At 73.4% G+C, this 14,122-nt stretch carries 12 protein-coding genes; 3 read left to right on the top strand and 9 right to left on the bottom strand.

Features of this window, described 5'->3' with window-relative positions; genetic code table 11:
• Positions 1-162: 162 nt before the first annotated feature.
• Positions 163-1,938, top strand: coding sequence for a serine/threonine-protein kinase (locus AKI01S_RS08480; protein ID WP_067813648.1), 1,776 nt, complete (start codon positions 163-165; stop codon positions 1,936-1,938).
• Between the two features lie 12 nt (positions 1,939-1,950).
• On the opposite strand, the gene AKI01S_RS08475 is transcribed toward AKI01S_RS08480, so the two are convergent.
• A complete protein-coding gene (locus tag AKI01S_RS08475) occupies positions 1,951-2,346 on the bottom strand; it encodes a hypothetical protein (RefSeq protein WP_067813646.1) in 396 nt (131 codons plus the stop codon).
• A gap of 147 nt (positions 2,347-2,493) precedes the next feature.
• On the opposite strand from AKI01S_RS08475, the gene AKI01S_RS08470 reads away from it, so the two are divergent.
• Together AKI01S_RS08470 and AKI01S_RS08465 are read left to right on the top strand one after the other, a co-directional pair.
• Positions 2,494-4,167: a serine/threonine-protein kinase gene (locus AKI01S_RS08470; RefSeq protein ID WP_067813645.1), complete on the top strand. Its 1,674-nt coding sequence runs from the start codon at positions 2,494-2,496 to the stop codon at positions 4,165-4,167.
• A 114-nt stretch (positions 4,168-4,281) separates the two neighbouring features.
• Entirely contained in the window at positions 4,282-5,613 is a 1,332-nt protein-coding gene (locus AKI01S_RS08465; protein WP_083999181.1) for a serine/threonine-protein kinase, read from the top strand.
• Between the two features lie 38 nt (positions 5,614-5,651).
• On the opposite strand, the gene AKI01S_RS08460 is transcribed toward AKI01S_RS08465, so the two are convergent.
• From AKI01S_RS08460 to AKI01S_RS08425, 8 genes are all read right to left on the bottom strand, one after another.
• A complete protein-coding gene (locus tag AKI01S_RS08460; RefSeq protein WP_067813640.1) occupies positions 5,652-6,257 on the bottom strand; it encodes a response regulator in 606 nt (201 codons plus the stop codon).
• A gap of 97 nt (positions 6,258-6,354) precedes the next feature.
• A complete protein-coding gene (locus AKI01S_RS08455) occupies positions 6,355-7,020 on the bottom strand; it encodes a response regulator (RefSeq protein WP_067813638.1) in 666 nt (221 codons plus the stop codon).
• Complete coding sequence (locus AKI01S_RS08450) at positions 7,017-8,336, bottom strand: sensor histidine kinase (protein ID WP_083999178.1); 1,320 nt, start codon at positions 8,334-8,336, stop codon at positions 7,017-7,019. The genes AKI01S_RS08455 and AKI01S_RS08450 overlap by 4 nt, the downstream gene beginning before the upstream one ends.
• 84 nt (positions 8,337-8,420) lie before the next feature.
• Positions 8,421-9,671: an alpha/beta hydrolase gene (locus AKI01S_RS08445; protein ID WP_067813633.1), complete on the bottom strand. Its 1,251-nt coding sequence runs from the start codon at positions 9,669-9,671 to the stop codon at positions 8,421-8,423.
• A 1-nt stretch (position 9,672) separates the two neighbouring features.
• Positions 9,673-10,830: an alpha/beta hydrolase gene (locus tag AKI01S_RS08440; protein WP_067813631.1), complete on the bottom strand. Its 1,158-nt coding sequence runs from the start codon at positions 10,828-10,830 to the stop codon at positions 9,673-9,675.
• A 276-nt stretch (positions 10,831-11,106) separates the two neighbouring features.
• Entirely contained in the window at positions 11,107-12,021 is a 915-nt protein-coding gene (locus AKI01S_RS08435) for a cytochrome P450 (protein ID WP_067813629.1), read from the bottom strand.
• Complete coding sequence (locus tag AKI01S_RS08430) at positions 12,018-12,686, bottom strand: response regulator transcription factor (protein ID WP_083999176.1); 669 nt, start codon at positions 12,684-12,686, stop codon at positions 12,018-12,020. Before AKI01S_RS08430 ends, AKI01S_RS08435 begins: the two co-directional genes overlap by 4 nt.
• The gene (locus tag AKI01S_RS08425) at positions 12,683-13,450 is read right to left on the bottom strand and encodes a sensor histidine kinase (protein WP_067813625.1); all 768 of its coding nucleotides are present in this window, start codon (positions 13,448-13,450) and stop codon (positions 12,683-12,685) included. Before AKI01S_RS08425 ends, AKI01S_RS08430 begins: the two co-directional genes overlap by 4 nt.
• Between the last annotated feature and the right edge of the window lie 672 nt (positions 13,451-14,122).

Genomic DNA, 14,122 nt, shown 5'->3' with positions numbered 1-14,122 from the left:
AGGTCCCTTAGTTGTACCGGTTGTCACTTGCATCACGCTTCGTTCTGCTGTCGCCGCCCCCGGTGCCGAACCGTGGAGTTACGGCGGACGTCGTACGGGTAGGGGGATGTGGCTTGCACGCCGGGTCCAAGATTGTCAGCAAAAGTCGATATGGTCGCGGATATGCCAAATGAGACCACCGGGGAGCGGTTGCTCGCCCAGCGCTACCGACTGGTGAACACGGTCGGCCGCGGTGGCATGGGCACGGTGTGGCAGGCTCACGATGAGGTCCTCGGTCGTGACGTTGCGGTGAAGGAGGTCATCCTTCCGCATGGTCTCACCGATGAGGAGCGGGCGGTCCAGTACAAGCGCACGTTCCGTGAGGCCCGCACCGCCGCCCGTCTCGGCCACCCCGGCGTCGTCACCGTCTACGACGTCGTGGAGGAGGACGGCCGCCCCTGGATCATCATGGAGCTCATCCAGGCGCTCTCCCTCGACCAGGTGATCAAACAGGAGGGGCCGCTGGAGGTCCGGCGGGCCGCCGACATCGGCCGCCAGATGCTCGCCGCCCTGCACGCCGCGCACGAGGCGGGCGTCCTGCACCGCGACGTGAAGCCGTCCAACGTGCTGGTCACCACGGGCGACCGCGCCGTCCTCACCGACTTCGGCATCGCCACCGCCGCGGGCGACGCCACGCTGACCCAGACCGGCCTGGTCATGGGCTCGCCCGCCTACATCGCCCCCGAGCGGGCCCGGGGCCGCACCGCCGGCCCCGCCTCCGACCTGTGGTCGCTCGGCGTCACCCTCTACACGATGCTGCACGGCAAGTCGCCGTTCGAGCGCTCCGAGCCGATGGCCGCGCTGGTCGCCGTCATCTCCGAGGAGCCGGCCCCGCCGGAGCGCGCGGGCCGCCTGACCCCCGTCATCGAGGGCCTGCTCCGCAAGAACCCCGACGAGCGCATGGACGCCATCGAGGCCGGGGCCCTGCTGGACGCGATCGTCCGCCAGGAGACCGTCGACACCCAGCGCACCATGGCGGTGGAGTACACCGAGGAGACCTTCGAGGAGCCCGCCTCCGCCGAACCCGAGCCCGAGCCCGCCCCGAAGCGCTCCTCACGCTGGCGCACCGAGCCGAAGCCGACCCCCGTCCCGATGGCCGAGACCCGCGTGACCCCGGCGGCCCGGCAGGAGGCCCCGACGCCTCCCGCCAGCGGCGGGTCCTGGCCGGTGGGCGACCGCACCGAACCGGCGTCCGGCGTCGGGGGGAGTTCCGGCGGCCGCCGCAACCTGCTGCTGCTCGGCGCGGCGATCCTGGTGATGCTGCTGCTCGTCGGCGGCGTCGCCCTGTTCCTCACGGGCGACGACAAGCCGGCCGCCAACCAGAGCGACAAACGCCCGACCGGCCAGCAGACGAAGCCCCCCGCGTCCAAGCCCCCCTCGTCCTCCCCGCCCCCGACGAAGACGACCCCGACCAAGACCGCCGAAGCCGACGGCGTCCCCGCGGGCTTCCGCCGGTACGAGGACGGCACCGGCTTCTCGGTCGCGGTCCCGAAGGACTACCGCGGACCGCGCCACAAGGGCAGCAGCGTCTACTTCGACGCCCCGGGCGGCCGCGGCTACATCCAGATCGACCAGACCCCGAACGCCAACTCCAGCGCGCTGGCGGACTGGCAGCGCCAGGAGCAGGCGACCTCCCGTTCCAACTTCCGGAACTACGACCGCATCCGCATCGAGAAGACCGGAGACCAGCCGCCCGTCCCCGACACCGGGGACGGCAGCAAGTCGGCGGACTGGGAGTTCACCCACGGCAACGGCAGCCGCACCCGTGTGCTGAACCGCGGCTTCGTGATGGGCAAGCGGGGCTACGCCATCCTCATCTCCGCCCCCGAGAGCGAGTGGGAGGAGACCATCGCCAAGCTCCGGCCCGTCTTCGCCACCTTCAAGGGCGCGGACGACTGACCCCGGGCGGGATCACGGGTTGCGGCCCGAGACGCGGAAGCGGACGGCCTTGGAGCAGTGGATCAGGCCGCCGTCCCAGAAGCAGGCGCGGAAGTAGATCTGGCGCCTCTCGCTGAGGTTCTTGGTGTAGATGGCGTTGGACCGCGCGCCGACGTTGCCGACGCGGTGCCACTTGTCCTTGACGCCGACGTAGTTCCATTCGGTCCAGCCTGAGCTGTAGGAGCCGGACGCGTTGTTCCAGATGCGGAAGTAGTCCCCGTTGGGATACCAGGTGACCCCCACCACGTTGCGGCCGTACTGGACCCAGTTGCGGTAGGGGACGGCGGCTTCGGCGGGGGTGACGGTGGCCGCCAGGACGGCGCTGGTCAGACCCAGTGTCAGGACGGTGGACTTGACGGAAAGGCGCACGGTGGGTTGCTCCTCCGGTCAGGAGATCGTCAGTGGGCAGTGGAACACGGGAGGATCTCCGTGGCAAGCTTCGCATTGCGGGATGAGTGAGGCTTTTGTGGGGTTTGTATGCGGATTCGTTAGGTCGGGTCGGTAGAGTCGCGACTCATGTCGGCGGGGGTAGAGGAGACGCAGGGGCAGTCCCGGCTGCTGGCCGGGCGCTACCGGCTGACGTCCGTGGTCGGGCGCGGCGGTATGGGCACCGTGTGGCGGGCCTGGGACGAGGCGCTGCACCGTGAGGTGGCCGTCAAGGAGGTCGCGCTGCACCCCTCGCTCAGCGAGGAGGAGCGCGCGCAGCGCCACGAGCGCACCCTGCGCGAGGCGCGGGCGTCGGCGCGCCTCAACCACCCCGGCGTCGTCACCGTCCACGACGTCGTGGACGAGGACGGGCGGCCCTGGATCGTCATGGAACTCGTCCAGGCCCGGTCGCTCCAGGAGGTCGTCGACGCCGACGGGCCGCTGCCGCCGGGGCGGGTCGCGGCGATCGGACGGCAGGTCGCCGGGGCGCTGCGGGCCGCGCACGCCATCGGCATCCTGCACCGCGACGTCAAGCCCGCCAACGTCCTGATCACCCCCGACGGGCGCGCCGTGCTCACCGACTTCGGCATCGCGCAGATCGCCGGGGACGCCACCCTCACCCAGGCCGGGATGATCATGGGGTCGCCCGCCTACATGTCGCCCGAACGGCTCAACGGCGAGCGCGCCCGGCCCGCCTCCGACCTGTGGGCGCTCGGCGCGACCCTGTACGCCGCCTGCGAGGGGCGCGCCCCGCACCACCGCGACGACGCGATGGCGATGCTGGCCGCCGTGATGACGCAGGACCCGCCGCCGCCCCGCAACGCCGGTCCGCTCGCCCCCGTCCTCGCCGCGCTCCTGGAGCGCGATCCGGCCCGCCGGATGGGCGTCGACGCCGCCGAGGCGACGCTGAGCCGCATCGTGGCGGACGAGGCCGCCCGCACCGCCCCCGACATCGGCCCGGCCGCGCCGCCCGCCGCACAGGGCGCCACAGCGTCCGGTGCGTCCACCGCCCCGGGCGGTGCGACCCTCGTGCGGACGGGGCCGGCCGCGACGCCGTCCGTCCCCGTCCCGCCCGCGCCGGTCCCGTGGCCGCAGGAGACCGGCCCGGTCCGGAGACGCCGGTTCCGGCAGCCCGGCTGGGTGACCCTCCTGGAGGCGGTGCTCACCGTCGCCGTGATCGTGGCGGTCGTCGTGGCGACGTTCACCTCGGACGGCGGCGACAGGACCGGCGACAAGACCGGCGACAGGGCCGGGGACAGGACGGGGGGCTCCGTGGCGTCCGCCGAGACGGGGAAGAAGAAGGCCGTCGTCCCGGAGAAGACCGCGACGAAGCCCACGCTGCCGCCGGGGATGCGCTGGGCGGGCATGCAGGACGGCTACCGCATCCCCGTCCCCGCCGGATGGACGATGCGCCGCGACTCGGGCGACCGCGTCTACTGGCTCGACCCGAGGTCCGACGCCTACATCATGGTCGACCGCACCGCCTGGACCGGCGACCCGATCCAGCACTGGGTGGACTGGGAGAAGGAGGTCCTGGCCAAGGGGCAGCCGCGCGGCTACCGCCGGATCACGCTGCGCCCCACCGAGGTGCAGGGGAAGAAGGCCGCCGACCTGGAGTTCGTCTGGAGCGACGGGCTGCGCGCCAAGGACCGCGGCGTGGTGATCGAGGGGCAGTCCTACGCGGTCATGGTCGCGGTTCCGGCATCGCAGTGGAACCAACGTCTGGAGAGCGTGAACAATGTCCTCGACGGCTTTCACGTGTGAGTCGTCCTTGAACCTGGGCGTGTGTTCGCGCGTCCCAGATACGACAGATGTCGCTGAGGCGTGCGCGCGGTGCTCCTCTAGGCAGCATCGCGGGTGACGGGGGACCATTCAGACATGGGAGAGGGTCGGCTGTTGGCCGCCCGCTACCGGCTCGACGCCGTGGTGGGCCGGGGCGGGATGGGCACGGTGTGGCGCGCCCACGACCTCATGCTCGACCGCGAGGTCGCGGTCAAGGAGGTCGTGCTGCCGCCGGGACTCACCGACTCCGAGCGGGACGTGCTCATCGAGCGCACCTTCCGGGAGGCGCGGGCGTCGGCGCGGCTGAACCACCCCGGCGTCGTGACCGTCCACGACGTCGTCGAGGAGGACGGCAGCCCCTGGATCGTGATGGAGCTGGTCCGCGCCCGCTCCCTCCAGGACCTGCTGGAGGAGGGCCCGCTGGCGCACCGGCGGGTGGCCGAGATCGGCCTGCAGATGCTCGGGGCGCTGCGGCACGCCCACGAGAAGGGCATCCTGCACCGCGACGTCAAGCCCTCCAACGTCCTGATCACCGACTCCGGCCGGGTCGTGCTCACCGACTTCGGCATCGCGCAGATGGAGGGCGACGCGACCCTCACCCAGACCGGCCTGGTCATGGGGTCGCCCGCCTACATCCCGCCGGAACGCGCCCAGGGCCAGCGCGCCGTCCCCGCCTCCGACCTGTGGGCGCTCGGCGCGACCCTGTACGCGGCGCTGGAGGGGCGCTCCCCCTACGAGCGCAGCGACGCGATGTCGTCGTTGCAGGCGGCGCTGGTCGAGCCGGTGCCGCCGCCGCGCAACGCCGGTCCGCTCGCCCGCGTGCTGGAGGGGCTGCTGGCGCGCGAGCCGGTGCACCGGATGACCGCCGCGCAGGCCGAGCCGCTGCTGACGCGGGTGGCGACGATGCCCGCGCCGGTCGTGCCGCCGACGGTGGCCGACGCCCGCGCCGAGGCGCTGACCTCGGCCGACGAGACCGTGCTCGACGAGACGATGCTGGACGAGCCGTCGGGGCGGCGCCGCCCCGACATCGCGGCCGAGACGATCCTGGACGCCACCGAGATCGCGCCGTACACGCGCCGCGACCCGGAGAGCACGCCGAACCGCCGCTCCGGGGAGAACCGGCCCGACGAGCGCCGTTCCACCGAGCACCGCTCCAACGGCAACTGGTCGGCCGGCCAGGGCACCCCCGGCGTCGATCCCGAGGCGCGGACCGTGCTGGAGTCGCAGTGGTCGGCCGGGCCGGGCCCGCGCACACCCGAGCCGTGGGAGCGCCAGCCCTCCTACCAGCACCAGTGGCAGCAGCCGCCGTCCCCGCCGGCCGACGCCGACCGCGAACGCCGCAAGACCACGGTCATCGTCACGGCCGCGGTGGTCGTGGTGGTGCTGGCCGTGCTGATCGGCGCGTTCCTGCTGCGCACGCAGCTGTGACCTGACGCCCGTTCCGGGAGGCAGGGGCGCGGGGACGGTCAGTCGCCCAGCGCGTCCACGGCCAGCCGCAGCTCGTCGACGTGCTTGACGAGCTGGGCGAACGCCTCGCCCGTGCCCTCGCCCTCGGCCTGGAGCCGCTCGACGTCGTCCTCCACGGCCGTCACGTGCTGGCGCAGCCGCCGCAACGGCTCGCAGTCCACCCCCGAGTGCTCGGCCAGCGACCGCCGCAGCATCGTCGCCTGCTCCCGCAGCCGCAGGTTGCGGTGGTGCAGCTCGACGAAGACCGACACCTTGGCGCGCAGCAGCCACGGGTCGAACGGCTTGGTCAGGTAGTCCACCGCCCCGGCCGCGTAGCCGCGGAACGCCTCGGCGCCCGCCTCGCCCGCCGCCGTCAGGAAGATGATCGGGATGTCACGGGTGCGGGGACGGCTCTTGATGTGCTGGGCGCACTCGAAGCCGTCCATCCCCGGCATCACCACGTCCAGCAGGATCAGAGCGAAGTCGTCGTTGAGCAGCTCGCGCAGCGCGTCGTGCCCGGAGGTCGCCGTGACCACCTCGACGGGCAGCGCGTCCAGTACGGCCGCCAGCGCGACCAGGTTCTCGGCGCGGTCGTCCACGGCCAGGACCCGCGTGGTGTTCGGCACCACATCTCCTTCGCCTCGGCGGCCACCACGGCGTGCGCTGTCCAGACTGTCACGCCCGTCCGACCGATGACAGCGAATCCGCACACGGCGCGTGGATTCAGGGGAGCCAGCCCGGTTTCACCAGTCCGGACTCGTAGGCGAACACCACCAGCTGCGCCCGGTCCCGCGCACCCAGTTTGATCATGGTGCGGCTGACATGGGTCTTGGCGGTGGCGGGGGAGACGACCAGGCGCCGCGCGATTTCCTCGTTGGACAGTCCGGCCCCGACCAGCGTCATCACCTCGCGTTCGCGGTCGGTGAGGGAGTTCAGCCGCGGCGACACGATCGGTTCGCGGGCCTTGGCCGCGAACTCGGCGATCAGGCGGCGGGTCACGCTCGGCGACAGCAGCGCGTCCCCGGCCGCCACCGCCCGCACCGCGTGGATCAGCTCGACCGGCTCGGTGTCCTTGACCAGGAACCCGCTGGCCCCGCCGCGCAGCGCCTCGAAGACGTACTCGTCCAGCTCGAAGGTGGTGAGGATGACGATGCGGATGCCGCCCAGCCGCTCGTCGGAGGCGATCCGCCGGGTGGCGGCCAGCCCGTCCAGGCCGGGCATCCGGATGTCCATCAGGATCACGTCGGGCCGCAGCCGCCGGGCCTGCTCGACGGCCTGCTCCCCGTCGTCGGCCTCGCCGACCACCTCGATGTCGGGCTGGGCGTCCAGCAGCGCCCGGAACCCGGCGCGGACCAGGCCCTGGTCGTCGGCGAGCAGCACCTTGATCATTTCGTCTCCTCGGCGCGTCGGTCGGTGGGCAGCACGGCCCGCACCCGGAAGCCGCCGCCCGCGCGGGGACCGGCCTCGAACGTCCCGCCCAGCGCGACCGCCCGCTCCCGCATCCCGCGCAGCCCGCTGCCGCCGTGCCCGTCGGACCCGTGCTCGCTCGCGGGCTGCTCGCCCGGCGGGGACGTCCCGCGCCCGTCGTCGTCGACCCGGACGTGGACCTCGTGCTCACCGTAGGCGATGCGGACCCGCGCCGTCACCGGCCCGGGGCCCGCGTGCCGGGCGATGTTGGTCAGCGACTCCTGCACGATCCGGAACGCGGCCAGGTCCGCCCCGGCGGGCAGCGGGCGCCGCTCCCCGGCGACCTCGGCCTCGACGCGCAGCCCGGCCGCGCGGGCCCGGTCCAGCAGGTCGTCGAGGCGGTCCAGCCCGGCGGTCGGCGACCGGGGCGCGGCGCGGCCGTCCTCGTCCGGCGCGCGCAGCGCCCCGATCATCGACCGCATCTCGGTCAGCGCCTCCTTGGACGCCTCCTTGATCGCGGCCAGGGCCTCGCGGGCCTGCGCCGGGTCGTCGTCCAGCAGGTGCAGCGCCACCCCGGCCCGGACGTTGATCATGGAGATGTTGTGGCCGAGCACGTCGTGCAGCTCGCGGGCCATGCGCAGGCGCTCCTCGCTGGCCTGGCGGCGCTGCTCCTCGGCGCGGACGCGCGCGGCGGCGGCGGCCCGCTGCCGCCGCATCCGGACCAGCTCGGCCGACACCAGCACCGCCAGCGCCCAGCCGCCCGCGTACGCGGCCATGCCGAGGTCGGGCCGCTCCACCGGGAACAGCTCGCCGGTCCGGCCCCGCCGCTCGGGAGCGACGCCGATCACCGAGGTCAGCGTCAGGTACGCGCCCGACCCCAGGAACGTCCCCGCCCACGCCACCAGCCGGTGCCCGGCCGTCACCGCCGCGGACATCGCCACCACCAGGGACAGGAACACCGGCCCGTAGGTGTAGGCGCGCAGCAGGTACAGCACGGTGACCGCGCCGACGCCGGCCAGGACGGCCACCGGGTGCCGCCGGCGCAGCAGCAGCAGCGCGGGCCCGGCCAGCAGCAGCCCCACCCCCAGCGCGTCCAGGTCGGCGCTGTGCGGGAACGGGTCCGGCCCGGCCGGCCGCTCCGCCCAGGGCGGCCCGCCGCCGTGCGAGGGCCCGCTCTGGGCCCCGAACGACCCCACCACCTGGACGAGCGCGACGAACGCGGGGACCGCCCACACCGGCCACGCCGACGGCAGCGGCAGCCGCGCCGCCGCTCCGGGACCGTAAGGAGAAGTGCTCACACCACGGACGGTAACCCCCGGCCGTGCCCGCGCACGTCACCCGTACGGAGTGACCCGGCTACGCCGCCGGGCGTACGCCGGTGGTCACTCGGCGGCGAGGTGGGCGTTCAGCCAGGTCATGATCTTCGGCATCGTGCCGCGCCAGTCCTTCAGCGAGCCGCCCGTCCCCGGGGCGGCGAGCTTCTCGGCGCGCAGCGGCTCCTTGGCCAGCCCGGCGAACCGGCCGGCCTGCTCCAGCGGCCGGCCGCTGTCCTGCCCGGCGCCCAGCAGCAGCGACACCGGCGGCTGCGGCAGGTTCGCCAGCCGCCACAGCAGGTCGTTGTCCTGCCGGTAGGTGCGGCTGCCGCCGTACAGGTCGGCCCTGGGGCCGCCGGGCCGGGTCGTCACCGAGCCGCCCGGCAGGTCGAACGTGCCGTTGAGGCTGACGCCCGCCACGAACGCGTCCGAGTGCAGCATCGCGTACCGGGCCGCGCACTGGCCGCTGGTCCCGAACCCGGCGACCGCCCAGCCCCGGCGCGTCAGCGGCGTGCGGTAGGTGTCGGCGACCGCGACCGTCAGGTCCTGGGTGTAGAACGTCTCGGCCTGCCCGAAGCCGTGGCCGGGCACGTCGAAGCAGGACGGCGGGTGGCCGCCGGCCGCCGCGACGGTCGTGGGGTGCTTGCGCAGCCCCTTGTCCGCGCCGACCCCGGCGGGCGGCTCGGTGGTCTGCGTCAGCGCCCGGTGGGAGCGGGTCATCACGTAGATCGTCGGCCGGGCGTGGCCGTCGGCGACGGCCTTGGCGGCCTGCTCGGGCAGCTTCGCCTGCTTGATCCAGTCCTGCCTGCCGTCCGACGCCCCGCCCGACAGCAGCAGCACGACGGGCAGCCGCTTGTCCTTGTACTCGGCCCGGAAGTACTCCGGGGGGAGGTAGACGTACGCCTCGGCGTCCAGCCCGGACCGCGCGCCCTTGATCTGGAGCCGGTCGACCTGGCCGTCCTTGGCGGGCGAGGGGCCGTGGCCGCGCCGCCTGGGCGCCAGGTCGGTGGTGGTGCGGTGGACCAGGGCGTCGGGCCGCGCCTCCCGTCCCTGGTCGCTCTGCACGGAGTTGACCTGGACGCGGCCCCCGTCCCCGCCGAGCAGGTCGTCCCAGGTCGGGTAGAACACGAAGTACTTGTTGGCGACCAGCACGATCGCGGCGGTCAGCAGCCCCTGGGAGGCCAGCACCAGCCCGGAGCGGGCCGCGACGGCGCGGACGCCGCCCCGGCCGAACCTCGGCCACAGCACGACCGTGGCGGTCAGCGCCGCGACCGCGACCAGGATCACGGGGAGCAGGAAACCCCACTGGGTCGGCTCCACGTCATTCCCCCTTCAGGTGGTCGCTCATCCACTCCAGCGTGGGCGGGATGTACTTGCGGAAGGTCTTGAAGTTGTGGCCGCCGGTGGGCAGCAGCACCTTGTCGACCCGCAGCGGGGGCCGCGCGGCGGCCATGAACTTCTGCGCGTCCTTGTAGGTCTTCTCGCCGACCAGCGCCGACCCGACCATGATCGAGACCGGGGGCTGCGGCAGGTTCTCCAGCCGCCAGATCAGGTTGTTGCGCTGGCGCAGCTCCCTGCTGCGGTCGTAGAGCTGGCGGGTGGTGGTGTCGAGGATCGCGCGGAAGTGCCCGCCCAGGGTGGCCCCGGCGACGAACCGGTCGGAGTGCAGCATCGCCAGCTTGACGGCGCAGTACCCGCCCGCCGAGTAGCCCGCCACGCCCCAGCCCTGGCGGTCGCGCGCGGTCCGGTAGGCGCCCATGACCGCCTCGGGCACGTCCTGGGCGAAGAACGTCTCCACCTTCGGCCCGCCCGGGACGTCGGCGCACTCGGTGTCCCAGCCCTCGTGCACGGTCGGCCGCATCATCACGTGGATCATCGGCTTGACCTTGCCGGCCTTGCCGAGGTTGAGGACCTCCTCGGGGATGTGGCCGTTCTGGATCCAGGTCAGCCGGTTGGCCGCCGGGTACCCGGCGATGTAGAGCGCGACCGGCAGGCGCTTCTGGGCGTACCCGGGCTGGAAGTACTGCGGCGGCAGGTACACGTACGCCTCGGACTCGATGCCGGTGCGCACGCCCTGGATCGTCATGTAGTCGACCCGGCCGACCTTCTCGGGCTTGCCCTTGGCCGGGTTGAGGTCGGTGCGCGGCTTGAGGTCGGCGCGGGAGGCGGCCACGCGCCCGTTGCCGAGGTTGCCGGCGGCGACCGCGTTGTGCCGCCCGGTCTGCTGCTTCTGCCGGGCGTCGCCGCCCGCCGCGCCCATCAGGCCCTGCCAGGAGTCGTAGAACAGGTAGTGCTTGTTGACCGCCGTCAGCAGCGTCAGCAGGACCACGACCTGCGTGCCGACCAGCACGCCGAGGCGCGCCGCCGCGCGCACCGGTCCGGGCTTGGCGAGCCGCGACCACCCCCACACCGTCGCGGCCATGCAGCCGAACGTGAGCAGGGCGAGCAGCCCGAGCAGGCTCCAGCTCGTCAGTCCCACAACAGCGTCTCCTCAGTCCCGGGCCCCGCCCCCGAGTCGGCCGGGCGCAATGACTAACTCAGCGAACGTCCAGCCGAGTTCCAGGTGGCGTTCAGAAAATGAAAAAAGATCGTAATGGGGGAGTGCCATCGCGCGCGTCGTCATGACGCGTCGGCACTTTGCGTGATAGCGCGGTGCCAACGCGTCAATTCAATGCGCGGGGGTGTACTCCACCCATCCGGGATCGCCGTGATGTCACGGGAACGTGATGCGTCTGCGACGCCTGCCGCCGTCGTTTCACCCGGTCCAGCGGACCGGCAGCCGTTCGAAGCCGTGGCGGGCACTCGACCGCAAGGGTAGCGGCTCACCGGCGAATCCGGGACGTCCCGGACGAAAGACGATCTCGGTGAGGAACGCGTGCAGGTGCACCCGCGCCAGCCGCCGCCCCAGGCAGGCGCGCGCGCCGTGGCCGAACCCCAGATGCGCCGGGGCGCCGCGCAGGAACCGGTCGGCGGCGAACCGCTCCGGGTCGGGGAACGCCGTCGCGTCGTGGTTGGCGGAGGCGAGCCACAGCGACGCCCGCTCGCCCGGCAGCAGCGGCACCCCGCCCAGTGACGTGGCACGACGCACCGTGCGGGGGACCCGCAGGACGGGCGTCCACCACCGCATCACCTCCTCGACGGCGCTGTCGAGCAGGGCCGCGAACGCCGCCGGGTCCCCGCCGGACCGCTCCCTCAGCAGCGCCAGCTCCCGGGGGTGGCGGACCAGCGCGCACAGCCCGCCCGCCAAGGTGTTGCGGACCGTCTCGGGCAGGTCCGGCGCGACCTGTGTGACGAAGTCCACACCCTCCTCGCCCGCCTGGACCAGCCGGTCCACCAGCGCCGCCGCCGGGGGGTCCATGTCGATCGGGGCGTCGGCCGGGCCCGCGGGGCCGGCGGGGGCCGGGTGGGCGGCCCGTCCGCGTTCCTCCAGGGCGGTCGGGCCGTGCGGCGGCTCGGCGATCTCGGGCGCGAACAGCTCGGGGTGGCTCAGCGCGCGGCGGACGTCGGCGTACCGCAGCACCGCCCACGACCCCTCGGCCAGCCACACCACCGGGATGCGCTCGCGCAGCCGCTCCAGCCGCCCGTGGGGCACGCCCCGCGCGTAGGTGTCGGGGGAGCACAGCGCCTCGGCGTCGGAGACCGGCGAGGCGCCGTGCCGCCGCCGCGTCATCCCGCCAGCCACTCGCCGGTCTCGACGCTGACCAGGCCGTGCCGGGCGGCCTCGATCACCGCCTCGCGCTGCGAGTGGACGCCGAGCTTGCTCAGCACGCTCTGCACGTGGCTGCGCGCCGTGCTGCGGGTCACGCCCATCGCCTTGGCCAGCGCCTGGGTGGACTCGCCGCGCGCCAGCCGGGTCAGTACCTCGCGTTCGCGGGGGGTGAGGAACTGCGCGACCTTCTGCGCCTGGCTGCGCGGCCGGACGGGCGGGGGAGGGGGCGCGGCGCGGTCGGCGACCACCTCGCCCGCCGCCACCCGGTCCAGCACGTCGAGGACGTCCCCGGCCTGCTGCCCCTTGTGCGCGAAGCCCCGCACGCCCGCCGCCAGCCCCGCCTTCACCACCGGCTCCTCCAGGAACGCGGTCAGCACCACGAACGCGGTGCCCGGCGCGGCGGCGCGCAGCCGCGGCATCCAGTCCAGCGCCGTGCCGGACGGGAAGTGCAGGTCGATCAGGCACACGTCGGGCCGGTGCTCGCGCAGCACCGGCAGCGCGTCCTCGGGGGAGTAGGCGACCCCCACGACGGCGTGCCCGGCGTCGGCGAGCACCAGCGACAGCGAGTCGGCGAACACCGCGTGGTCGTCGCAGACGACGACCCGCATGGATGCGGCGACCCTCATGGATGCGGCCGCCAATCGTCGCCCGGGTCCCCGGCGCCCGGGTCCCCGGCGACCGGGCCGCCGTCGGGTGGCGGCGCGGCGGGCAGCAGCAGCCGGACCCGCGCGCCGCCCATCTCGCCGGTGCGGATCTCCAGGCTGCCGCCGTAGCCGGAGACCAGGTCGTGCACGATGCCCAGGCCGAGCGAGGACAGCCCGCCCGGGGCCCGGCGGCCGAAGCCGGGGCCGTCGTCGTCGACCTGGATCACGACCCAGCCGTGCTCGACCGCGACCCGCACGTCCACCCGGCCCTCGGCGACGCGGCAGGCGTTGTCCAGCACGTTGCGCAGCGCCCGCCACAGCGCGACCGCGTCCATGTGCGCCCACGCCCGGCCCGCCGGCCCGTCCACCGCCAGGCCCACCCGGTGCGGCGTGGCCAGCCGGGCCCCGGCGACGGCCTCCGCGACCAGCTCGTCCACGCGGATGCGCTCGGGGTGGCGCGGCGGCTCGGCGGCCGCGTCGTCGTCCTCGTCGAGCCGCCGGATGAGGTGGTCCAGCCAGCGGGTCTCGCCGAGCAGCTGCTCGACGCGCGCGCGGCTGGTCTCGCCGATGTCGTCGGCGACCGCGACGGCCGAGGCCAGCATGATGATCGTGCCGAGCTCGTGACGGATGTCGTGGCGCAGCCGCCGCCGCCACAGCCCCGGGTCCCCCGACTCCGGGTCCGCGACGGGTGCGCCGCCGTGTCGCTCTCCGTCGAACAGCGCGGCCAGAGGATCGGGCGTGTCCACCGGTGACGACCGAGACTGCCCGTGGTTCATGGAAGGACCCCCGTCCGTAATACCAGCACCGACTCGACCGTCACCCCGCGTTGCCGGTGATGTCCAGTCAATTGACCGCAACCGACCGTCTTGTGACCGGAAGTGGACATGGCGAATTGTCAGTAAACCACTTCCATTATCCAGACGTCCAAGTGAAGATTGTCCCTCTTGTGGAGGACATTTCTTTCCCGCTTCCGGTGTGGCGGCCCTCCCCATTGCGGTGATATGGCTGTTCGATCCCCTTTTCCGGTCGGCTCGAAACTGCACCCCTCCGCCGTGTTCCCCCTGCTCACAGGACCGGCGAAAGCGCGACGCGGAGAGGGTTGCGGCCACCGGAACCGATCATTGCGGCGATCATTCGGCGCGCGGCCCGTCCGTTCTAGATCGTTCGCCGCCGTCCGGCGGGCCGGGCGCCCACTCGGCGGACGGGAGGCCGCATTGATCCACCGGGCTACGATAGGGCAACGTTCGCGAGGGAAGTCCGGTTCCTTGAAGTAATGGAAATGTGTCCGGCAAGAAATTCCCCCCGCAATTACGGATCATGGGCCGCTCGCCGCGCGCCCCCCGTGCCGCGCCACCGCCAGGGGGTGGCCCGATGCGTCCGAGTAAGCCGGTTCGTGCTATGTTCTCCCTGCTTATCGG

The organism is Actinomadura kijaniata NBRC 14229 (assembly GCF_001552175.1).
GTDB lineage: Bacteria > Actinomycetota > Actinomycetes > Streptosporangiales > Streptosporangiaceae > Spirillospora > Spirillospora kijaniata.
This window is presented reverse-complemented; position numbering and strand designations above follow the sequence as displayed.

What these genes read in the sequence shown, in the direction of transcription:
- AKI01S_RS08480 (WP_067813648.1), top strand. Translation starts at nt 163, where the DNA reads ATGCCAAATGAGACCACCGGGGAGCGGTTGCTCGCCCAGCGCTACCGA.
- AKI01S_RS08470 (WP_067813645.1), top strand. Translation starts at nt 2,494, where the DNA reads ATGTCGGCGGGGGTAGAGGAGACGCAGGGGCAGTCCCGGCTGCTGGCC.
- AKI01S_RS08465 (WP_083999181.1), top strand. Translation starts at nt 4,282, where the DNA reads ATGGGAGAGGGTCGGCTGTTGGCCGCCCGCTACCGGCTCGACGCCGTG.
- AKI01S_RS08455 (WP_067813638.1), bottom strand. Translation starts at nt 7,020, where the DNA reads ATGATCAAGGTGCTGCTCGCCGACGACCAGGGCCTGGTCCGCGCCGGG.
- AKI01S_RS08435 (WP_067813629.1), bottom strand. Translation starts at nt 12,021, where the DNA reads ATGACGCGGCGGCGGCACGGCGCCTCGCCGGTCTCCGACGCCGAGGCG.
- AKI01S_RS08430 (WP_083999176.1), bottom strand. Translation starts at nt 12,686, where the DNA reads ATGAGGGTCGCCGCATCCATGCGGGTCGTCGTCTGCGACGACCACGCG.